General features: G+C 54.0%; 18 protein-coding genes and 1 pseudogene. 11 read left to right on the forward strand and 8 right to left on the reverse strand.

Going from position 1 to position 22,558, the window contains the following annotated elements:
* The 3 genes and pseudogenes from F3J26_RS19745 to queF all read right to left on the reverse strand — a co-directional run.
* Positions 1-478 (reverse strand): annotated as a pseudogene (locus F3J26_RS19745) (hypothetical protein); the annotation flags it as partial.
* Positions 479-986: 508 nt separating this feature from the next.
* A complete protein-coding gene (gene ppnN, locus F3J26_RS19750) occupies positions 987-2,351 on the reverse strand; it encodes a nucleotide 5'-monophosphate nucleosidase PpnN (protein ID WP_008458407.1) in 1,365 nt (454 codons plus the stop codon).
* A 115-nt stretch (positions 2,352-2,466) separates the two neighbouring features.
* Positions 2,467-3,309, reverse strand: coding sequence for an NADPH-dependent 7-cyano-7-deazaguanine reductase QueF (queF, locus tag F3J26_RS19755; protein ID WP_166995570.1), 843 nt, complete (start codon positions 3,307-3,309; stop codon positions 2,467-2,469).
* 64 nt (positions 3,310-3,373) lie between these two features.
* Between queF and syd the strand changes: the two genes are divergently transcribed.
* The 4 genes from syd to F3J26_RS19775 all read left to right on the forward strand — a co-directional run bounded on the left by syd (position 3,374) and on the right by F3J26_RS19775 (position 6,145).
* Positions 3,374-3,919 (forward strand): SecY-interacting protein, encoded by a 546-nt coding sequence (gene syd, locus F3J26_RS19760; RefSeq protein ID WP_166995572.1) that lies wholly within the window; start codon positions 3,374-3,376, stop codon positions 3,917-3,919.
* Positions 3,920-4,569: 650 nt separating this feature from the next.
* A complete protein-coding gene (locus F3J26_RS19765; RefSeq protein WP_008458400.1) occupies positions 4,570-4,899 on the forward strand; it encodes a YqcC family protein in 330 nt (109 codons plus the stop codon).
* A complete protein-coding gene (gene truC / locus F3J26_RS19770) occupies positions 4,899-5,678 on the forward strand; it encodes a tRNA pseudouridine(65) synthase TruC (RefSeq protein WP_166995574.1) in 780 nt (259 codons plus the stop codon). The genes F3J26_RS19765 and truC overlap by 1 nt, the downstream gene beginning before the upstream one ends.
* Positions 5,679-5,695: 17 nt before the next feature.
* Positions 5,696-6,145 carry a flavodoxin gene (locus tag F3J26_RS19775; RefSeq protein WP_039297682.1) on the forward strand — a complete coding sequence of 150 codons (450 nt, stop codon included), beginning with the start codon at positions 5,696-5,698 and terminating at the stop codon, positions 6,143-6,145.
* Between the two features lie 46 nt (positions 6,146-6,191).
* On the opposite strand, the gene F3J26_RS19780 is transcribed toward F3J26_RS19775, so the two are convergent.
* Both F3J26_RS19780 and F3J26_RS19785 read right to left on the reverse strand, forming a co-directional pair.
* Positions 6,192-6,533 carry a helix-turn-helix domain-containing protein gene (locus F3J26_RS19780; protein ID WP_008458396.1) on the reverse strand — a complete coding sequence of 114 codons (342 nt, stop codon included), beginning with the start codon at positions 6,531-6,533 and terminating at the stop codon, positions 6,192-6,194.
* A gap of 42 nt (positions 6,534-6,575) precedes the next feature.
* The gene (locus tag F3J26_RS19785; RefSeq protein WP_166995575.1) at positions 6,576-7,703 is read right to left on the reverse strand and encodes an MBL fold metallo-hydrolase; all 1,128 of its coding nucleotides are present in this window, start codon (positions 7,701-7,703) and stop codon (positions 6,576-6,578) included.
* A 182-nt stretch (positions 7,704-7,885) separates the two neighbouring features.
* Between F3J26_RS19785 and F3J26_RS19790 the strand changes: the two genes are divergently transcribed.
* Positions 7,886-8,458, forward strand: coding sequence for a TetR/AcrR family transcriptional regulator (locus F3J26_RS19790; RefSeq protein ID WP_166995577.1), 573 nt, complete (start codon positions 7,886-7,888; stop codon positions 8,456-8,458).
* A gap of 56 nt (positions 8,459-8,514) precedes the next feature.
* On the opposite strand, the gene barA is transcribed toward F3J26_RS19790, so the two are convergent.
* Positions 8,515-11,271 (reverse strand): two-component sensor histidine kinase BarA, encoded by a 2,757-nt coding sequence (gene barA, locus F3J26_RS19795; RefSeq protein WP_008458390.1) that lies wholly within the window; start codon positions 11,269-11,271, stop codon positions 8,515-8,517.
* 61 nt (positions 11,272-11,332) lie between these two features.
* On the opposite strand from barA, the gene rlmD reads away from it, so the two are divergent.
* From rlmD to eno, 5 genes are all read left to right on the forward strand, one after another.
* Positions 11,333-12,646, forward strand: a complete 1,314-nt coding sequence (gene rlmD, locus F3J26_RS19800) for a 23S rRNA (uracil(1939)-C(5))-methyltransferase RlmD (protein ID WP_166995736.1) — start codon at positions 11,333-11,335, stop codon at positions 12,644-12,646.
* Positions 12,647-12,697: 51 nt separating this feature from the next.
* Complete coding sequence (gene relA / locus F3J26_RS19805; protein WP_008458386.1) at positions 12,698-14,929, forward strand: GTP diphosphokinase; 2,232 nt, start codon at positions 12,698-12,700, stop codon at positions 14,927-14,929.
* 100 nt (positions 14,930-15,029) lie between these two features.
* Complete coding sequence (gene mazG, locus F3J26_RS19810) at positions 15,030-15,821, forward strand: nucleoside triphosphate pyrophosphohydrolase (RefSeq protein WP_008458385.1); 792 nt, start codon at positions 15,030-15,032, stop codon at positions 15,819-15,821.
* Positions 15,822-16,046: 225 nt separating this feature from the next.
* Positions 16,047-17,684 carry a glutamine hydrolyzing CTP synthase gene (gene pyrG, locus F3J26_RS19815; protein ID WP_008458383.1) on the forward strand — a complete coding sequence of 546 codons (1,638 nt, stop codon included), beginning with the start codon at positions 16,047-16,049 and terminating at the stop codon, positions 17,682-17,684.
* 87 nt (positions 17,685-17,771) lie between these two features.
* A complete protein-coding gene (gene eno, locus F3J26_RS19820) occupies positions 17,772-19,076 on the forward strand; it encodes a phosphopyruvate hydratase (RefSeq protein WP_008458382.1) in 1,305 nt (434 codons plus the stop codon).
* Positions 19,077-19,209: 133 nt separating this feature from the next.
* On the opposite strand, the gene F3J26_RS19825 is transcribed toward eno, so the two are convergent.
* Both F3J26_RS19825 and F3J26_RS19830 read right to left on the reverse strand, forming a co-directional pair.
* The gene (locus F3J26_RS19825) at positions 19,210-19,908 is read right to left on the reverse strand and encodes an N-acetylmannosamine-6-phosphate 2-epimerase (RefSeq protein WP_166995579.1); all 699 of its coding nucleotides are present in this window, start codon (positions 19,906-19,908) and stop codon (positions 19,210-19,212) included.
* Positions 19,905-21,461: a PTS transporter subunit EIIC gene (locus tag F3J26_RS19830; RefSeq protein ID WP_166995581.1), complete on the reverse strand. Its 1,557-nt coding sequence runs from the start codon at positions 21,459-21,461 to the stop codon at positions 19,905-19,907. Before F3J26_RS19830 ends, F3J26_RS19825 begins: the two co-directional genes overlap by 4 nt.
* Positions 21,462-21,637: 176 nt before the next feature.
* Between F3J26_RS19830 and F3J26_RS19835 the strand changes: the two genes are divergently transcribed.
* A complete protein-coding gene (locus F3J26_RS19835; RefSeq protein ID WP_166995583.1) occupies positions 21,638-22,465 on the forward strand; it encodes a MurR/RpiR family transcriptional regulator in 828 nt (275 codons plus the stop codon).
* Positions 22,466-22,558 lie beyond the last annotated feature (93 nt).

The raw sequence follows: 22,558 nt of genomic DNA on the forward strand, positions 1-22,558 counted from the left end.
CAACTTCGTCCTTGCTGAGCGTAAATTCATCCCTGTTTTTCGGCACGACGGGAATATAACGCACGCGATAATAAGACTCTTTATTCCGGGCGCCGGTATAGACCAGTCTGTTGGTTTGCATTCCGCCTGCAGGGATAATTAGCCGCGGCGGGGACGAAATAACCCCTGCGCCCTGCCCGTTAACAATGGCCTCATTATCAAGCGGAATTTCCTTTGCCGGGCTATGCTCGTTATAAACTATTTCACTAACCTCAACGCGTACAAATGCCGTGGCATCCCCGGAGTTATAAATGCGTTTGGCGAGGGTATTTTTACCGGAATAGATATACTCATTTAACGGACCCACATTGATCACCGGGCCAGCAAAAGCGTGCATGGGCAGAGCGATGAAAACAGCTAAGAGCAAGTTATGAGTTAGGCCACGAGCAGGCATAAAAGCCACCACTGCAAAGTTTTGATTGGGAGCGTATTTAAGCATGGCTTACAGGCTGCTCAGTGTTTTTTTCTCTTAATTAATGTTTTTTCTCTCTTAATTAAACTGCGCATGCTGCAATGATGTTTTAAATATAGTGCGATCGTTTGTTTTAATGCTTCTGAATAAAGAGATGTGCGGCGAGGTGCTGCGAGCTTGTTTTTATTATGATAATGCATATTTGATAAATAGTTGTAAGCATTGTAAATGATTGGTTTAGTACGAAAGACAACAACTCTATGAGACTTGATGTTTCTTGGGGGCGGCAGATGATGATTTTATATTATTGAAATGGGGGTTCTATTAGGCCATTGCCATTAATGTGAATGAGATTATATAGAGTAATATGTAAAACTAGAGCGTTATTTATTTAAAAGCACGATATAAATCAGGGGGAGAGCTTAAAAAATATATTGCAGAAGCATTTTAGACGCGGTTTTAAATGGTTATCTTCATTGTAAATAATGAACGTGGAAGAGGAAAAAGAAGGGCGACCGCTGGCCGCCCTGGAAGGTTAACGCACTATTTCGTAGCAGGGAATGTAGGCGCTGCCGGGCAGCTTCATGCGGTGCTGGGCGACAAAGCCCTGCAGCAGAACATCCATGCGTTTCATCATGTCCGGGTCCCCGTGCAGTTTGTACGGGCCGTATTTTTCGATGGCATGAATACCTGGCTCCTTCACGTTGCCGGCAACGATGCCTGAGAAGGCGCGCCGCAGCGAGGCGGCCAGCTTTTCCGCAGGCTGATCAGGGTAGAGCTGCAGGTTAGCCATGTTTTCGTGGGTCGGTTCAAACGGCATCTGCAGATCCGGCGAGATGCGAATGGACCAGTTGAAGCCGTAGGCATCACCGGTTTCACGGCGGTTCTCTTTCACCTGTGGCATCGCTTTTTTCATCAGGCGGGCGACTTCAGTTGCGTCGTCGATGATGATTTTATAATGCTGTCGTGCTTTCTCGCCCAGGGTGCTAACGATGAATTCATCCAGCACACGGAAGTAATCCGCGCTCTCTTTCGGCCCGGTGAGGATCAGCGGCAGTACCTGATCGTGGTTGTGCGGATTCATCAGAATGCCAAGCAGGTAGAGCAGCTCTTCTGCGGTACCGACCCCGCCAGGGAAGATAATAATGCCGTGGGCAATACGCACGAACGCCTCAAGGCGTTTTTCAATATCCGGCATGATGATCAGTTCGTTGACCAGCGGGTTAGGCGGCTCGGCGGCGATAATCGAAGGTTCCGTCAGGCCGATAAAACGCCCTTCTTTATAGCGCTGCTGGGCGTGGCCGACGGCAGCACCTTTCATCGGTGCTTCCATCGCCCCCGGCCCGCAGCCGGTGCAGATATTCAGCTCGCGTAGGCCGAGCTGAGTGCCCACACGGCGGGCATACAGGTATTCGTTTTCGTTAATGGAGTGCCCGCCCCAGCAAACCACCAGGTTCGGGGCTTCACCCACGTGCAGCGCGCGGGCATTTCGTAAAATAGAAAACACCACGTTGGTGATATGAATAGAGTTTTCTTTGTTCAAATGCTGAAAACGGCCTGCGTTGGTAATCTGGCCGTTAACAAACAGAATATCGCGCAGGACGGCAAACAGGTTAGCCTGCAGCGCGCGGATGATTCGGCCGTCAACAAAGGCGTCTTCCGGGGGGTTAATCAGTTCGAGTTTTACGCCACGTTCACGGCGTAACACATTGATGTCAAAGTTCTGGTAGCGAGAAAGCAGCTCTTTGCTGCTGTCGGTTTGACTGCCGGAATTAAGGACCGCCAGTGAGCAGTTACGAAACAGTTGATAAAGGTCGCTGCTGGCGGTGCGTTTAAGCATATCGACTTCCAGCTGCGACAACATATCCATTGAGCCAAGCGGGCTAATATGTGTAATCAAGTGAACTCCTTACGGAACGAAAAGTGCCGTTCTCACAGATTACAATAGCCCTGGCTTGTTCACTTTAACAACCCGTAAACCACATTCACTTTTGGCGCTGGGAGCTATTTCGCACTTATTGGCGGGTCAGGCGGCCAAAAGCAGGATGGAAATCGGTATTCGTCCGCCACGGGTTAATGTCCAACCCGCCCCGACGCGTGTAGCGTGCGTAGACGCTGAGCGAGTGCGGCTGGCAGAAGCGCTGCAGGTCATTAAAGATGCGCTCTACGCACTGCTCATGAAACTCGTTGTGATGGCGGAAGGAGACCAGATAGCGCAGCAGCTTTTCGCGATCGATTTTTGGACCACGATAGCGAATCTGTACGGAGCCCCAGTCTGGCTGGTGGGTGATCAGGCAGTTGGACTTCAGCAGGTGGCTAACCAGCGTCTCTTCCACGATCTCATCCCCCGCGGCCTGTTGCAGATAATCTGCATTGAAGTCGTAGCTGTCGATGGTGATGTCCTGCTCATCGATGCATTCTCCGCTGAACGCTGCGATTTCCTGGCCTTCCAGCTCATGCAGGCGGAACAGCACCACGCTGACGTCGCCTTCGGCGCAGGCGCTTAAATCACGCTTCAGCGTTGCCTGGACGGTTTCCCAGTCGGCGAAGCGGGTCTGGTTAAAGCTGTTCAGGTAGAGCTTAAAGCTTTTGGACTCCACAAGGTTGACGCTATTGGCGTCTAACTGCACATGGCCCACGGCGACCTGAGGCAGGCCATTACTGTTCAGCCATGAGAGTTCGTAGAGCGTCCAGATGTCGCCGCCGCTGAATGGCAGGCTGTCGACGTGGAGGCCAAGCGGGTCGCGATTCAGGCTGCGCGGTACGGCCTGCAGTAGCGAAGGCTGGTATTGATCCTGATAAGCCGTGGGCTTACCCAGCGTCAGGCCACTTAGAGCCTGGTGATTTTCGTAGGACATGTTTCACCGAGATAAAGGTACAATTGGCTTTTATTGTACCCCAGCCTACGCGAGTGAGAAATTAATGAACGAAGTCGCCTTTGCCCTTAAAGAGTTTACCCGCCGTTTTTGCGACCAGTGGCAGGAGGAAACGGGAGGCTGGCCTGCCAGTGAAGCACTGTACGGCATTCCTTCGCCGTGCATTGTAACGACCACCGGGGGAGACGTGCGCTGGCAGCCCCAGCCGTTTATACCCGAAGCGGATTTAAGCGCCGTAGAGCGAGCATTGGATATTTCCCTCCAACCTGCCGTTGAAGCGTTTTACACCACGCAATTTGCCGGCGATATGCCCGCCGTACATGGGAATACTGCGCTGACGCTGCTGCAGGCGTGGAGCGAGGACGACTTTGTTCGCGTGCAGGAAAACTTGATTGGTCATCTGGTGACGCAGAAGCGTTTGAAGTTATCTCCGACGCTATTTTTAGCGACGACTGACGATGAAATGGAAGTTGTCTCACTCTGCAACTTGACAGGTGAAGTGGTGCTTGAAAGAATCGGCACCCCGCAGCGGACCGTGCTTTCCGCCTCTCTTCCTGACTTTCTGAATGCCTTAACGCCACAGGTGATCTAGCTTTTTTGCCCAAGGCCTTGTGAGAGATCTCTTACAAGCCATGTGAGAGATCGCTACATTTGACGGCAGATGAAAGCGACTCTCATTTGTCGATACCCTTATAAAACAATGAGTTATTTTTTTTTAGGAAAGTTCCGAATGAAAGTTTTTGCCCGCAGCACCGCTGCATCCCTTGTCACATGCGGGCAAATAGGGGATTCTATACCCATCGACAGGATGTCGACGTAATGAAGGAGACATTAGGATGATGTCGCTTCTTACAAAAGGAACCCGCCGGGATGGCGAACAAGGAAGGCTTCACAGATGAAGCATGGATAACTCAGGCAGAGTTAAAGGACACCTCCAGGACGGAGAATGAGAGCCGTAACAGGAGTGCGGTGGGTCAGGAAGACTTAAGGATTTCGCGTCAGGATGATGTTGGACACCCATCAGGATGATGGCAGCAGGAAGCCCTGGCGATGGATTGCTGGTCAGGAGACCAGAGGACAAAGTTGTCATGGATGAGCAGGGAGCATAAAAAGTAGCTGGATTAGCTGCGAAACGAACCGGGAGCACTGTGTAAACAGTGCTCCCTTTTTTTATGCCTTTTTCACGGGCAGCGAAGAAGTGTTATTCTGTACCGCTCTTTTCCACTGACGAATGAGGTTTTCATGGAGCGCCAGACGCTGGTTCGCCATCATTTACTCACCATTGAGCAGATCCTGCGCGATCATTCCCTCTGGCAGGGCCTGCCTCCCGATCCCACAGCATTCGAGAGCACGCAGCCTTTCTGCATGGATACGCTGCAGCCCCACGAATGGTTACAATGGGTCCTGATCCCTCGTATGCACGCGCTGCTGGACAGCCAGCATCCTCTGCCTGACGCCTTTGCTATCGCCCCTTATTATGAGATGGCGCTGGATGCGACGCATGCCGTGCGTGAACCTCTCCTTGCCGTGCTGCTTGAGCTGGATGCACTGTTTGACGCGGAACAGGGTTGATGCTGGAGATTATTTACCAGGATGAATGGCTGGTTGCCGTGAACAAACCGTCCGGCTGGCTGGTTCACCGCAGCTGGCTGGACAGACACGAAAAAGTCGTGGTGATGCAAACCGTCCGCGACCAGATTGGCCAGCACGTTTTTACCGTTCATCGCCTCGACAGACCAACCTCTGGCGTGCTGCTGATGGGGCTGTCCAGCGAAGTAGGTCGTCTGCTGTCACAGCAATTTGAGCAGCATCAAATGCAGAAACGCTACCATGCCGTGGTGCGCGGCTGGCTGCAGGACGAAGCCGTGCTGGATTATCCGCTGGTTGAAGAGCTGGATAAAATCGCCGATAAATTTAGCGACCAGGACAAAGGGCCACAGCCCGCAGTGACGCATTATCGCGGGCTGGCAACGGTCGAAATGCCGGTGGCGGTGGGGCGCTATCCAAGCGCGCGCTACAGCCTGGTGGAGCTTGAGCCAAAGACTGGCCGTAAACACCAGCTTCGGCGGCATCTGGCGCATCTTCGGCATCCCATTATTGGCGATTCCAAACACGGCGATTTGCGTCAGAATCGCGGGGCGGCGGAGCATTTCGGTTGCCAGCGCCTGATGCTGCATGCCAGCCAGCTCTCTTTAAAGCATCCTGTTACCGGGGAACCGCTGACGCTAAAAGCGGGGCTGGATGAGACCTGGATGCAAATGCTGACACAATTTGGCTGGCGCGGTCTGTTGCCGGATGTTGAAAATAGTGAGTGTGATCCGGCGAGCTGCCAGGATAAGCCTTGTCCCTAATTCTTAAGGAGTTACCGATGGCCGAAGTGGGTATTTTTGTAGGCACGATGTACGGCAATGCGCTGTTAGTGGCGGAAGAAGCCGAAACCATTCTGAAAAAACACGGCCATCAGGCAAAGGTGTTTGAAGATCCCGACCTGACCGAGTGGCAATATTACCGCAACCATTATGCGCTGGTGGTCACGTCCACGACGGGGCAGGGCGATCTGCCGGACAGCATTGTTCCGCTTTTTCAGGCCATCAAAGATCAGCTGGGTTACCAGCCTGAACTGCATTACGGCTTGATTGCGCTGGGTGACAGCAACTACGACCACTTCTGCGGCGGCGGCAAGCAGTTTGACGCTTTATTGCAGGAGCAGGGCGCAACCCGCATTGCTGAGGTTTTAACGATTGACGCCAACGACCATCCGGAGCCTGAAGTGGTTTCCGGCCCGTGGGTTGAGCAGTGGGCGACTTTACTGAAGTAAGTGAAAACAGGGTGGGTAAGCGGCGCATACCCACCCAGAAAAGGTCTTAATTAAGCGGGGGTTCGTGCTCGCGACGGTAGGCGCCGGGAGAGGTATTGAACCGTTTCCCGAACGTGCGGGTAAAAGATTGCTGCGAATCAAAACCGTAGCGCACTGAGATATCGAGGATTTTGTCCTCGGTATTTTTCAGATCTTCTGCCGCTAACTGCAATTTACGTTCACGAATGTAGGCGCCGAGGCTTTTCCCCGCCCAGTCTGAGAACATCCGCTGCAGGTACCACTTCGAGTAGCCGGACTGCCTGGCGACTTCTTCAATACGCAGCGGGCGCTGCATGTTGCCATCGACCCACTCAAGCAGAGATTCCATAAAATCTTTAGGCATGGACATATCACCTCCTTCTACATCTTGCTCGTTCGATAATTGATAACGCTATTCCCACCAGGCATCGAAGGCCTGGCGCGGTTGACTGACTTCCAGTATTTGTCCCATTTCCGGCGTGAGCAGCTGATAGCTGCGGCCTTTGCTGGCGGTGGCTATGCGGCGGAAAGGCTCGTCCCAGCTGTGGTTCGCCAATGCAAACCGGCCTGCGTGCCCTGGCACCATGGTTTTCGCCCCCAGGTCTTCCGTCGCCTGAGCGGCTTCTTCCGGCATCATGTGGATGTATTTCCAGCCTTCGTCATACTGGCCGTTTTCCATGATCGCGAGATCGATATCGCTAAATTGCTCACCGATCTGTTTGAAATGCGGGCCGTAGCCGGAATCGCCGCTGTAATAAACTCTTCGCTGCGGCGTGACGAACATAAAACTTGCCCACAGCGTTTTGTTGCCGGTTAACCCGCGGCCAGAGAAGTGACGTGCCGGCAGGGCGTGAATCGTTAATTCATCGTCAATGGCGACTTTTTCCTGCCAGTCCAGTTCGTGGATAAGCGCGGGATCGAAGCCCCAGGCTTCAAAATGTGCGCCAACGCCAAGCGGGGTGACTACCTGCTTAATCTTTGGCTTAAGCGCCCGCAGCGTGGGGTAGTCCAGGTGATCCCAGTGATCGTGAGAGATGATCAAAGTGTCTATGTCCGGCATATCTTCCGCTCGCCACGGATAATCGCCCGCAAACGCTTTGTTCAGAAAGGCGAACGGGGCGGCATAGTGGCTGAACACCGGATCGATAAGAATGCGTTTGCCGCCGAGCTGAATAAACCAGGAGGAATGGCCCAGCCACACCACCAGATTCTGCTGTTTATCAAGCTTCGCCAGATCGGTTTTGATCAGCGGCAGGGGACGATCGGGTTTTACCGTATCTGGCCGGGCGAAAAAGAAATCCCACAGCGCCGCAATGCGACCGCGTTTGTCGGTCATCATTGGCGTGTCCTGCTGATTGTGGAACTTGCCGTCGCGGTACTGGGGGGATTGCTGGATGCGTTCAAGGCGGCTGCCCTGCGGCAGTTTGCCAAATTCAGTCATCGGGAACAGCGCAGCACTAGTGGCAGTAAGGCCTAATAACATAATCACGACCATGAATTTTAGGGTTAACGAACGCTTGCCAGATTGCGCGGCAGCCATAAAGAATTCTCGTAGAAACTGTGTGGGTTATATTGCTATTGAGTGAGTAAACACTCATTATAGGCAGGCAAGGTCAACCGTCAACAAAATTTACGGTATGATAAAGAACATGACATTCAGCGATCGCGGCGATCCCGATGGTTGAAATCCTATCCACTCAGATAACTGGCTTGTGAGGAACCGTGGCTCGTCCAAAAAGTGAAGATAAACGATTAGCATTACTCGATGCGGCAACCGATGCGATAGCGGAACTGGGATTAGGGGCGGCGACCTCTTTAATTGCCAGAAAGGCGGGCGTTGCCGAAGGGACATTGTTCCGTTATTTCCCGACTAAAGACGAGTTGCTGAACGCCGTTTATCTTCATCATAAGCAAGATCTTGGCAACGAGCTGATGAAGACCTACGATCGACATGCCTCAAGCAAAGAGCGCACCAGGACGGTGTGGGGGAATTACATCGACTGGGGGCTGGTAAATATGAATGCGCGTAAAGCGATGCGCCAGCTGGCGGTTTCCGGCAAGATCACGTCCGAAACGTTGGAAATGGTTTACCTTGCTTACCCGGATCTGCGTGAGCTGTCGAAGGAATGTATCACCAACGAGGCGCTGACCGGCATTGAGTCGGCATTTGCCGACGCTATTTTCTTTGGCCTGGCCGAAACCACGATGGAATTTGCCGGACGCGATCCTTCACGCAGGGATGAATACAAATCTGCCGGCTTCGACGTGATGTGGCGCGGCATGACTAAAGGCTAACTTTTTTGTAAAAGCGAAGAGGGCGTGCGGGATCCCTCTTCGCATCCGATTTAAGCTCAAATCTGATACTTCTTCGCTTCCCGCGCGACATTATCCATTTCGTCCAGTAGCTCCAGAATTTCAGGCTCCATCTCCTCTGGTGCTACGCCGTGACGCAGCTCGTGCTCGAGCGTCTGACAGAGTTTTTTCATCCGAGGGACACCGCTGTAGCTGCAGCTTCCGTGCAGTTTATGCACGATATCAATTAATCCTTCGGGCTTGTCGCCCACCAGCTGTTCTTCGAGAACATTTCTCACTTCCGGTAAAAACGCCAGCAGCATGTCAAGCATCTCCCGGGCGAGATCGGCTTTGTTGGCGGCCTGCCGCAGCGCCAGGTTCCAGTCCAGCGTCTTATTGATATTAATCGCCGGCGGGACGGGGTCTTCCTGCTGAACGGGAAGCTGGCCGATATTGCCCGGATGGTAGCGCATCAGCAGGCGATGCAGCTTTTCTTCTTCAATCGGCTTGGCGAGATAGTCGTTCATGCCGGCGCTCATGAGTTTCTCTTTTTGCCCCGCCAGCGCGTGGGCGGTAACAGCAATCACCGGGGTTTGCTGGTGATGCGGCAACTGGCGAATCAGCTCGCAGGCGCGGATGCCGTCCATTTCCGGCATCTGAATGTCCATCAGAATAATGTCGATGTTCATTTGTCGGGCGCGCTCCAGCGCCTGCGTGCCGCTTTCACACAGCACAACTTGCTGAACCCTGTCTTCCAGTAACGCGCCAATCAGCTTCAGGTTGGCCGGGTTATCGTCCACCGCCATGACAGCCATCGGCAGCTTATCGCTATGTTCAACGAACGGCAGAGCCAGATTAGCTTTCGGGCAGCTTTCAAGCAGCATCGGGAACAGGCGCGTAGAGGTGATCGGTTTTAACAGGCAGCCCGCCACGCCCTGGCGCTTAAGCTCTTCTGCACCGACCTGGGTATGGCAGGGCAAGGCCAGAATCAGGCAATCTGCCATGGTGACCGCTTTGGCGAGCTTAGGGTTTGCAAGCGTGAGCGTTTCTGTAAAGGTGACGGGAATGCCACACAGCAGAATATCGTAGTGCTCATCGGGCAGTCCGGTGAGCGACGGGCTGTGCACGACGTCCAGCGGCGTATTTTGCAGCAAATTCAGGGTGCTCTGCGCGGCGGTTGCGTTTGGCTCGACGTAGCCGAGGCGTTTACCTGCCAGTTTGTCCAGCACTTGCCTGTCGTTTACGGCGTTCGGGTTCAGATCCAGGCTGATGTGGAACCAGAACGTTGAGCCCCGATTCGGTTTACTGTGGAAGGAGATATCACCGCCCATTTCATTCACCAGCTTCTGGGTGATCACCAGCCCCAGCCCGGTGCCGCCGTGGCGGCGGGAAATACTGGCATCCGCCTGGCGGAAGGCCTGGAAGAGACGCGATTGTTCCTGTTCAGGAATGCCGATGCCGGTGTCGTGGATCTGCATTTCAATCTGAACTTTGTTGTTACCTTCCGCCCTTTTTTCCACCAGCAGGTCGATGTTGCCGGTTTCGGTGAATTTAATCGCGTTACCCACCAGATTGGTGACCACCTGCTGCAGGCGCAGAGGGTCGCCAATCACATTATCCGGCACGTCATTTTTGATGTTTAGCGTCAGCTCAAGGCCTTTGTCGTGGGCGGAATGTGCCAGCAGAGTTACCACCTCATCCAGCGTGTTGCGCAGCGGGAAGGGAATGGATTCCAGCAGAAGCTTGCCCGCTTCGAGCTTGGAGAAGTCCAGCACGTCATTAATGATGGTGAGCAAGTTATTGGCCGAGCGTTCAATCGTGTAGAGGTGATCGCGCTGGGTTGGCGTGAGGTCAGTTTTTAAGGCCAGACGAGTGAAGCCAATAACGCCGTTGAGCGGCGTTCGCAGCTCGTGGGACATATTTGCCAGAAACTCAGATTTTATACGGGCGGCTTCCTGAGCCCGCTTTTTGGCGAGATCGAGCTCCACGTTCTGAATTTCCATCTGCTCAAGGGTTTCACGCAGATCGGATGTGGCCTGGTCGACGTTGTGCTGCATCTCTTCGTGATACGCCGTCAGCGACATTGCCATCGAGTTAATGCCGTTTTTCAGCATATCCAGCTCGCCCAGCATAAACCCTTCCACGCGGCTGTCGAGCTGCCCGCGGCGAATGCGGTCCACGGTATTTACCATATTGCGGATCGGCCCGGTCACGTCGCGCATCAGGCGATAGGCAAACAGCATCGCAATGCCGATACAGAACAGCATCATCAAAGTGGAGATAAAGATTTCGCGGTATTGCTGCAGGCGAACGGATTTGAGATCCAGCTCCATGGCGACGTAGCCGAGGGTGCTGTTGCTTTGTTTGACGTTGGTTTCAGCGGACTCATCCGGTGAGTATCTTTCGGAAATAATCGGCATTCGCAGGATCATAATGTCGCCCGCGCGGGTGACGGTGAGATCTTTCGGGGGCTTTTCCCCGTCGGGCAGCTTCAGGCGAGCGGCGTTATGCTGAAAATTAGAGGTGACGAACAGCTTGTTACTGTCATCGTAAATTGAAATGCCCCGCACGATATCCGAATGGCGGCGGTGCAGCACGCTGACTAACTGGCGAATCGACTCCCGGCTGTGGAAGTTCATGCCGTATTCGCTGGAGACCGCCAGGGGCTCAATAATACTGGCGCCGGCATCTTCCAACTGACGCTGTAAGTCATTGTAACGATGGACAACGAAAAAGATGCTGAGCAGCAAACCGACCAACAGCGTCGGGGCCAGAATCAGGATCATCATGCGTGCGCGCAGGCTGTAGTTGGTCATGGGGTTCCGATATGGGACAATAAAAGCAACAGTGACATTTGAGAACACATCTACTTACATCATGGCGCAATTCTACTCTGCAAAGCGACGCGATACGAATCGTGAATTACTTACCGTGACCGTCACCGACCTCGATCCATTTGGTCAGGGCGTCGCGCGCCACAAAGGCAAAGCGCTCTTTATTCGTGGGGCACTGCCCGGCGAACAGGTTGAGGTTCGCATTACCGAAGATAAGCGTAGCTACGCTCAGGCTGAGGTAAAGCGCCGTTTAAACGACAGCCCGGAAAGGGTGAAGCCGCGCTGTCCGCATTTTGGGGTTTGCGGCGGCTGCCAGCAGCAGCACGCGAGCGTGGCGCTGCAGCAGGAGGCAAAATCTAAGGCGCTTGGGCGGATGATGGGCGAGCGCGAACAGCCTCGTCAGGTGGATGAAATTATTTCTGCCGGGGCATGGGGATACCGGCGTCGCGCGCGGCTGGGGTTGAATTATCTGCCCCGCACGCAAACCTTACAGATGGGTTTTCGTAAGGCGAGCGATAAAGCGCTGGTGGATATTCATCATTGCCCCGTCCTGGCGCCCCGGCTTGAAGCATTACTGAATCCTTTACGCCAGTGCTTGTCTGAATTAAGTATCGTGAACCGGTTAGGGCACGTGGAACTGGTTCTGGCCGACGGTGGGCCGCTGATGGTGCTGCGCCATTTGGCCCCGCTCAGCAAAGACGATCGGGAAAAACTGGAACAGTTTTCGCATTTCCATGAGGTGGCGTTATTCCTCGCCCCGGACAGCGACAGTCTGGAATCCCTGGCCGAGGAAGAGCCCTGGTATCATTCAGACGGGCTACGCTTAACCTTTAGTCCACGAGATTTCATCCAGGTTAACGACGCGGTGAATCAGCAAATGGTGGCGCGGGCGATCGAGTGGTTGGAGGTGCAGCCTGAGGATCGGGTGCTAGATTTGTTCTGCGGAATGGGGAATTTCACCCTGCCGTTGGCAAAACGAGCCGCCGCGGTCGTGGGGGTCGAGGGCGTTGCTGCGCTGGTGGCGAAAGGTGAATATAATGCTCAGCGTAATGCGCTGAAAAACGTGACATTCTTCCATGAAAACCTGGAAGATGACGTGACGCGTCAGCCCTGGGCGCAACAAGGATTTACTAAAATATTGCTCGACCCGGCGCGTGCCGGTGCGGCGGGTGTTATGCAGCACGTCATCAAACTGGCGCCGAGCCGCGTGGTGTACGTTTCCTGCAACCCCACCACGCTTGCGCGCGACAGCGAAACGTTGCTGGCCGCCGGGTACCACATTAAACGACTGGCCATGCTCGATATGTTCCCCCACACCGGGCATCTGGAGTCTATGGCGCTCTTTGAGCGTAATTGAAAGGGTTAATCAGGCTTATTGGCCTGAGCGTTAGCCCGACAGGAGAGGATAATGGTTGCGGTAAGAAGTGCACATCTCAACAAAGCTGGCGAATTTGCGCCCGAAAAATGGATTGCAAGCCTCGGGATTTCCAACCAGCAATCGTGTGAACGCTTAGCCGAAACCTGGGCGTATTGTGAACGCCAGACCAAAGGTCATCCTGACGCTGAATTATTGCTGTGGCGCGGCGTGGAAATGGTCGAAATCCTCTCGATGCTGAGCATGGACAACGATACGCTGCGTGCCGCGCTGCTGTTCCCGCTGGCGGATGCTGGCGTAGTCAGCGAAGAAGTGATGCTGGAAAGCGTCGGCAAGCAGGTGGTGACGTTGATTCACGGCGTGCGCGACATGGACGCGATCCGCCACCTGAAAGCGACCCATAACGACTCTGTTTCTTCCGACCAGGTGGATAACGTTCGCCGCATGCTGCTGGCGATGGTGGATGATTTCCGCTGCGTGGTCATCAAGCTTGCGGAACGTATCGCCCATCTGCGTGAAGTGAAAGATGCGCCGGAAGATGAGCGCGTACTGGCGGCCAAAGAATGTACCAACATTTACGCCCCGCTGGCGAACCGCCTCGGTATTGGCCAGCTCAAATGGGAGCTGGAAGATTACTGTTTCCGCTACCTGCACCCGGAAGAATATAAGCGTATCGCGAAGCTGCTGCACGAGCGCCGGATCGATCGCGAGCAGTACATCGACGACTTTGTCGGCACATTACGTTCTTCGATGAAAGAAGAGGGCGTAAAGGCTGAAGTTTATGGCCGACCAAAACACATCTACAGCATCTGGCGCAAAATGCAGAAAAAGCACCTCGCGTTTGACGAGCTGTTTGACGTGCGTGCGGTGCGTATCGTCGCCGAGCGCCTGCAGGATTGCTACGCGGCGCTGGGGATAGTGCATACTCACTTCCGCCATTTGCCGGATGAGTTTGACGACTATGTCGCAAACCCTAAACCGAACGGCTACCAGTCTATTCATACCGTGGTGCTTGGTCCGAACGGCAAAACCATAGAGATTCAGATCCGCACCAAGCAGATGCATGAAGAGTCTGAGCTGGGCGTGGCCGCGCACTGGAAGTACAAAGAAGGCAATGCGCGCAGCGGCAGTTCCGGCCATGAAGACCGCATTGCGTGGCTGCGTAAGCTTATCGCCTGGCAGGAAGAGATGTCCGACTCGGGCGAAATGCTTGACGAAGTCCGCAGCCAGGTCTTTGACGACCGCGTGTATGTGTTTACGCCTAAAGGGGACGTGGTTGACCTGCCTGCTGGCTCGACGCCGCTGGACTTTGCCTACCATATTCACAGTGATGTCGGGCACCGCTGCATCGGGGCAAAAATTGGCGGGCGCATCGTGCCGTTTACCTATCAGCTGCAAATGGGTGACCAGATCGAGGTCATCACCCAGAAGCAGCCGAACCCGAGCCGCGACTGGCTGAACCCTAACCTCGGGTACATCACTACCAGCCGCGGGCGCGCGAAGATCCACAACTGGTTCCGCAAGCAGGACCGGGACAAGAACATTCTTGCCGGACGCCAGATCCTGGACGATGAGATTGAGCATCTGGGCATCAGCCTGAAGGAAGCAGAGAAAACGCTGCTGCCGCGCTACAACTTCAACGAAATTGAAGAGCTGCTGGCGGCTATCGGCGGGGGCGACATCCGCCTCAACCAGATGAGCAACTACCTGCAGGCGCAGTTTAATAAGCCAAGCGCCGAGGAGCAGGATGCCGCCGCGCTACGTCAACTGACGCAAAAAAGCTATTCGCCGCCGCAGTCGCGCAGTAAAGACAATGGTCGTGTGGTCGTTGAGGGCGTCGGAAATCTGATGCACCATATCGCCCGCTGCTGCCAGCCGATTCCGGGGGATGAAATCGTCGGCTTTATTACCCAGGGGCGCGGGATCTCGATTCACCGTGCCGACTGTGACCAGTTGGCCGAGCTGCAATCCCACGCGCCGGAACGTATCGTCGATGCCGTTTGGGGGGAAAGCTACTCCAGCGGTTATTCGCTGGTGGTGCGCGTCACGGCGAACGACCGCAGCGGCCTGCTTCGCGACATCACCACGATTCTGGCGAACGAAAAAGTCAACGTGCTTGGCGTGGCCAGCCGCAGTGACACGAAACAGCAGCTTGCCACCATCGATATGACTATCGAGATCTATAACCTGCAGGTGCTTGGCCGCGTGCTGGGCAAACTCAACCAGGTGCCGGACATTATCGATGCCCGCAGGCTGCACGGCTAATTGATTGCCCCTCGCCCCTAAGAACAATTCTACTCGATCCAGCCCCCTTTCCCTTTTAGGGAGAGGAGGCTAGTGAGGGTAAAAAAAACAAGGAATTACAATGACTCAAATCGACCGCCTGCTCGGGATCATGCAGCGTCTGCGTGACCCTGAAAACGGCTGCCCGTGGGATCGCGAGCAAACCTTTGCCACCATCGCCCCTTACACGCTCGAAGAAACCTATGAAGTGCTTGACGCCATTAATCGTGAAGATTTTGACGACCTGCGCGGCGAGCTGGGTGACCTGCTGTTCCAGGTGGTGTTTTACGCCCAGATGGGGCAGGAAGAAGGGCGCTTTAATTTTGAAGATATCTGCCAGGAGATTGGCGACAAGCTTGAACGCCGCCACCCGCATATCTTTGCTGACGGCGACGCCGCGACCAGCGGTGAAGTGCTGGCGAAGTGGGAGCAAATCAAAATTGAAGAGCGCGCGCAGAAGGCACAACACTCGGCGCTGGACGACATCCCAGAGGCGCTGCCCGCGTTGATGCGAGCGCAAAAAATCCAGAAACGCTGCTCAAACGTCGGCTTTGACTGGAAGACGCTTGGCCCGGTGCTGGATAAAGTGCACGAAGAGATCGACGAAGTCATGTTTGAAGCCCAGCAGGCCGTGGTGGACGAGGCAAAGCTGGAAGAAGAAGTGGGTGATTTATTGTTCGCCACCGTCAATCTGGCTCGCCATTTGGGCACCAAGGCTGAGGTGGCGTTACAAAAAGCTAACCGAAAATTCGAGGCCCGTTTCCGAAAAGTGGAGGCGATTGTCGCCGCTCAGGGGTTAACCATGGAGCAGGCCGGGCTGGAAATTATGGAAAAAGCCTGGCAAGAAGTGAAACGCCAGGAAACTGAAATCTAAAGCGTTTTTGCTATCAGCTGCACTTTTTAGCGCTTTTTATTTAACAAGCGATTGATTTGCGTCAAAAACATTTCTCACGGAAGGGCTATTTTCTTAGCCTGACTGTGGGGCCGGATTGATTTCCGGGGAACAGAATGAATGTTTGTGGCGCCCATGCTGTTCGGGTATACTACTTTCCCGTCCTGGTTATTCCATCGTCTTTAAACCTAACTTCTCAGGTTCAGCATGACAACGAACTATATTTTTGTGACCGGCGGGGTCGTTTCCTCTCTGGGTAAAGGCATTGCCGCAGCCTCCCTCGCAGCTATTCTTGAAGCCCGTGGCCTCAACGTATCCATCATGAAACTCGATCCGTACATCAACGTCGATCCGGGTACCATGAGCCCTATTCAACATGGGGAAGTGTTCGTTACCGAAGACGGCGCTGAAACCGACCTGGATCTGGGTCACTACGAGCGTTTCATCCGTAACAAGATGAGCCGCCGCAACAACTTCACCACTGGCCGTATCTACTCTGACGTTCTGCGTAAAGAACGCCGTGGTGACTATCTTGGCGCTACCGTGCAGGTTATCCCGCACATCACCAACGCCATTAAAGAACGTATTCTGGAAGGCGGCGAAGGCCACGACGTGGTGCTGGTTGAAATCGGCGGCACCGTCGGTGACATCGAATCCCTGCCGTTCCTTGAAGCGATTCGCCAGATGGCGGTAGAAGTGGGCCGTGAGCACACGCTCTACATGCATCTGACGCTGGTGCCTTACATGGCCGCAGCCGGTGAAGTGAAAACCAAGCCGACTCAGCACTCCGTAAAAGAACTGCTTTCCATTGGTATCCAGCCAGACGTGCTGATCTGCCGTTCTGACCGCGTTGTACCGGCCAACGAACGTGCGAAGATTGCATTGTTCTGTAACGTTCCAGAGAAAGCGGTAATCTCTCTGAAAGACGTCGATTCTATCTATAAAATTCCAGGCCTGTTGAAATCCCAGGGGCTGGACGATTATATTTGTAAACGATTCAGCTTGAACGCGCCGGAAGCCAATCTGGCAGAATGGGAACAGGTTATCTATGAAGAAGCCAACCCAACGGGCGAAATCACTATCGGTATGGTCGGCAAGTACATTGAACTGCCGGATGCCTATAAGTCGGTGATTGAAGCGCTGAAACACGGCGGGCTGAAAAACCGTCTGACCGTGAACATCAAGCTGATTGATTCACAGGATGTTGAAACCCGTGGCGTTGAGCTGCTGAAAGGTCTGGATGCGATTCTGATCCCTGGCGGCTTCGGCTACCGCGGCGTTGAAGGCAAGATTGCCACCGCGCGCTATGCCCGTGAAAACAACATCCCGTATCTCGGCATTTGCCTGGGTATGCAGGTTGCGCTTATCGAGTTCGCCCGTAACGTGGCGGGCATGGATAACGCCAACTCCACTGAATTTGTGCCAGACTGTAAGTACCCTGTGGTGGCGTTGATCACCGAGTGGCGCGATGAAGAAGGCAATGTTGAAGTGCGCAGCGAGAAGAGCGATCTGGGCGGCACCATGCGCCTCGGCGGCCAGCAGTGCCAGCTGACCGACGGTAGCCTGGTTCGCCAGATGTACGGTGAGCCAACTATTGTTGAACGCCATCGCCATCGCTACGAAGTCAACAACATGCTGCTGAAACCGATTGAAGCAGCTGGTTTACGTGTTGCAGGTCGTTCCGGTGATGACCAACTGGTGGAAATCATCGAGGTGCCAAATCATCCATGGTTTGTTGCCTGCCAGTTCCACCCGGAATTCACTTCGACTCCGCGTGACGGGCACCCACTGTTTGCAGGCTTCGTGAAAGCCGCCGGTGAGTACCAGAAACGCCAGGCGAAGTAAGCAGAGTTAGAACGGCAACGCGCGACATTTTCGCGCGTTGTTTGTCTGGAGTTTTAGTTTAACGTTGTGACTTGAGGAAAACCTACTATGTCCAAAATTGTGAAAGTGATCGGTCGTGAAATCATCGACTCCCGCGGTAACCCGACTGTTGAAGCCGAAGTTCACCTGGAAGGCGGTTTCGTTGGTCTGGCAGCTGCACCATCAGGTGCTTCTACCGGTTCCCGTGAAGCTCTGGAACTGCGCGATGGCGACAAATCTCGTTTCATGGGTAAAGGCGTACTGAAAGCTGTTGCTGCGGTTAACGGCCCGATCGCTGAAGCTGTGCTTGGCAAAGATGCTAAAGACCAGGCTAACATCGATAAGATCATGATCGATCTGGATGGCACCGAGAACAAATCCAAGTTTGGCGCAAATGCCATTCTGGCTGTTTCCCTGGCTGCTGCTAAAGCTGCTGCTGCCTCTAAAGGCCTGCCGCTTTACGCTCACATCGCTGAACTGAATGGCACCCCAGGCAAATTCTCTATGCCTCTGCCAATGATGAACATCATCAACGGCGGCGAGCACGCTGACAACAACGTTGATATCCAGGAATTCATGATTCAGCCTGTTGGCGCGAAAACCCTGAAAGAAGCGGTACGTATCGGTTCTGAAGTGTTCCACAACCTGGCAAAAGTGCTGAAGTCCAAAGGCATGAACACTGCTGTGGGTGACGAAGGTGGCTACGCGCCTAACCTGGGTTCCAACGCAGAAGCGCTGGCTGTTATCGCTGAAGCGGTTAAAGCAGCAGGCTACGAGCTGGGCAAAGATGTTACCCTGGCAATGGACTGTGCAGCGTCTGAGTTCTACAAAGACGGCAAATACGTTCTGGCTGGCGAAGGCAACAAAGCGTTCACCTCTGAAGAGTTCACTCACTTCCTGGAAAACCTGACCAAAGATTACCCAATCGTTTCTATCGAAGACGGTCTGGACGAATCTGACTGGGCTGGTTTCGCATACCAGACCAAAGTGCTGGGCGACAAAATCCAGCTGGTTGGTGACGATCTGTTCGTAACCAACACCAAGATCCTGAAAGAAGGTATCGAAAAAGGCATCGTTAACTCCATCCTGATCAAATTCAACCAGATCGGTTCCCTGACCGAAACTCTGGCTGCGATCAAAATGGCGAAAGACGCTGGCTACACTGCGGTTATCTCTCACCGTTCTGGCGAAACCGAAGATGCGACCATCGCTGACCTGGCTGTGGGCACCGCTGCTGGCCAGATCAAAACCGGTTCTATGAGCCGTTCTGACCGTGTTGCTAAGTACAACCAGCTGATTCGTATCGAAGAAGCTCTGGCTGCACAGGGCACCCCAGCACCGTTCAATGGTCTGAAAGAAGTTAAAGGCCAGTAAGTTCTTACTGCTGCTTTAGACTTTGAAAAACCCGCTTCGGCGGGTTTTTTTTCGTCTTGTGAATATTCTTAATGGACCTGGCTAACGCGTTAATCAGCCGGTTCAACCCCAGAGCTGAACCGACTCTGATTGACTATTCCGCGCCTGAAATGGCGTTGACAAAACGACGGGTGATTTGCTGCGGGCGAGTAATTGCGCCCCCCACCACGACCGCATACGCCCCCAGCGTCAGGCAATACGCCGCCATTTCCGGCGTGTCTACATTTCCTTCAGCGATAACTGGCACGTCAACGGCGCTCACGACCTCACGTAAGAAACGGCAGTTATCGGCTGCGAGAATTTGACCTTCGCTTTCCGGCGTATATCCGTGCAGCGTTGTCCCCACGCAGTCAAAACCGAGCTTCGCCGCCTGTCGGGCTTCTTCTACTGTGGCAATGTCCGCCATCAGGAGTAAGTCCGGGTAACGCTGGCGAATTGCTGCCACCAGCGCTGGCAATGTCAACTCGCCCGGCCGCTGATGGGCAGTGGCGTCGAGAGCAATCATCGCCGGCTTCGCGGCCATAAGCTCATCAACTTCTTTCAACGTTGGCGTGATGTAAACATCACTGCCTGGGTAATCTCGTTTGATGATGGCAATTACCGGTAAATCTACGGTTTCCATAATCGTTTGTACGTCGACGAGACTGTTAGCACGAATAGCCGCCGCGCCACCCTGAAGGGCGGCTAGCGCCATACGAGACATAATAAACGGGCTGTGAAGCGGTTCATTTTCCAACGCCTGACAGGAGACGATAAGCTTCCCCTGAATCTGCGACAACATGGAGGGTTTCATAATGCGAGTAGCTCCTCTACTTCATTTTTGATGATGGTGACGTGGGGCCCGTAAATCACCTGGACGCCGTTGCCGCGAACAATAACGGCGCGTGCTCCCGTCTGTTTCAGCAGGGTTTCATCGACCCTATCTCCGTTGTTCAGGGTCACTCGAAGTCGGGTCGCGCAGCAATCCAGTTCGGCAATGTTCTCTTTGCCCCCCAAGGCGGTAATAATCTGCTGTGACCGCTCGCTGGCGTTGATCTCCTGGGTTTCCGTCGAAACATCTTCCCGGCCCGGCGTTTTGAAATTGAAGCGGGTGATAACAAAGCGGAAGGTGAAGTAGTACAGGAAGAACCAGGGAATACCGACCAGGGGCACATACAGCCAGTGCGTTTTCGCCTCGCCCTGAAGCACGCCGAACAGGATGAAATCGATAAAGCCGCCTGAGAACGTTTGGCCGATCGTGATGTGTAGAATATGCGCCATCATGAAGGCCAGGCCGTCAAACACCGCATGGATGACATACAACACAGGCGCAATAAACAGGAATGAAAACTCAATCGGCTCGGTGATGCCGGTGAGGAAGGATGTTAGCGCCGCGGAGAGCAGTAACCCCGCGACCCGCTTGCGGTTTTCTGGTTTAGCGGTGTGATACATCGCCAGGCAGGCGCCCAGCAGGCCAAACATCATGGTAATAAATCGGCCAGACATAAAACGCGCGGTACCGATGTAAAACTGCTGGGTATTCGGGTCGGCCAACTGAGCAAAGAAGATACGCTGCGTGCCTTCCACCAGATGACCATTAATCATTTCACTCCCGCCCAGCGCTGTGGTCCAGAACGGCAGGTAAAAAATATGGTGTAGGCCGAATGGGCCAAGCATCCGCAGCACAAACCCGTAGATGAAAGTACCCAAATAGCCCGTAGCGTCTACCAGGCCACCCATACCAAAGATAAGCTTTTGGAAATGCGGCCAGACAATTGTCATCCCCGCCCCCGCCAGAATTGCCGCCAGCGAACTGATAATGGGGATAAATCGCGAGCCACCGAAGAAGCCGAGGAACTGAGGCAGTGCAATTTTGTTATAGCGATTGTGCAGCCATGAGGTAATTAGCCCGATAACCACGCCACCGAACACGCCGGTCTCAAGCGTCTGAATGCCGAGAGCCATTCCCTGCCCGACAGCGCCAGGATTCGATGAGGCAAGGGCGCCTGTCAGGGTTAGCAGTGCATTAATAGTGGCATTCATCACCAGATAGGCCAGCAGCGCGGCCAGCCCGGCAGTGCCTTTGTCTCCTTTTGCCAGTCCCACGGCTATCCCCACGGCGAAAAGCACCGCAAGGTTAGCAAACACGATCGATCCTGCGCTGGCCATGATGGTAAAAATGCCCTGTAGCCAGGCAACATCAAGAAACGGGTAGGCCTTGACCGTATTAGGGTTAGACAGTGCGCCGCCTATCCCCAATAGCAAACCCGCCGCGGGCAACACCGCAATGGGCAGCATGAACGATTTACCGAACCGCTGCGCTTTTTCAAACCAGCCCCCCGAGGAGGTCCCGCTTAACACTGACATAAATTTTCCTCACGAAAGATTATTGTGATGAAAATTTTTATCATAATGTTTTTTGTGATCTGAAAATTTTTACCATAATACCGATCGTCATCACAATTAATCGAATATGCTGGCGCTGTTAGACCGCTTTCCGCCACACTATGCAGAGTTGATTCAGTAAGGCGGGACGAGTGTTGATGACGGACAATGAGAATATTTTGCTGCACCTGCGACAGGGGCTACCGGGCTATAGCCCGACGCTGCAAAAACTGGGGGATTTCATTCTGACCCAGCCGCAAAAAGTGCTGTACCTGACCATCACGGAGCTGGCAAAAGAGAGCGATACCAGTGAGGCGAGCGTGACGCGCCTTTGCCGTCATCTGGGCTGTAAGGGCTATACCGAATTTAAAATGGCGGTTGCGCTTGATGTCCAGCAGGAGCAACCTCAGGCCGTCTCGCAGGGGGACAGCATTGATGAGCTGGTGCAAGAGTCCGTTCAGGCCCTCATTGATACCGGGAAATTGATAAATCGCGAGGCGCTCAGGCAGGCGGGGTTGGCATTACATGAAGCATCATCCGTACAGATTTACGGCGTTGCCGCCAGCGCTATTATGGGTGATTACCTGCATTACAAGCTTCTACGTTTGGGTAAGTCTGCCCAGCTCTTTAGCGATATGCACCGGGCTGCGATGAACGCGGCAACGTTGGGGGAGAAGGATTTAGCGATTGTTATTTCCAGCTCAGGTTCCACGAAAGACCTGCTTAATGCGGTGAAAATTGCCAAAAAGCGCCACGCCAGGGTCATTCTTCTGAGCAACACGCTGCGTAGCCCGCTGGCAGATTTGGCCGACCTTTTGCTCGTTGCTGCCAAGCCTGAAGGGCCTCTGAGCGCCGGTTCGCTGAACGCAAAAGTGGGGGCGATGCTGCTGGTCGAAGCCCTGGTTAATGAACTGGTCACCCACGGTAGCCATTACGCGTTGGCCAGTCAGCAGACCGCCAGCGCCACCCTGCCGCTGCTGATCTAGGCTCTCACTGCAGAATGCTTTTTTTTGCCGTATGGGCGTCCGGCGACAGAGGCTTACCAATAAGAGAGAAGGCCGGGAATTCCCCGGCCTTTT

The sequence above is a fragment of the Enterobacter sp. Ap-867 genome (assembly GCF_011752855.1).
Lineage (GTDB): Bacteria > Pseudomonadota > Gammaproteobacteria > Enterobacterales > Enterobacteriaceae > Cedecea.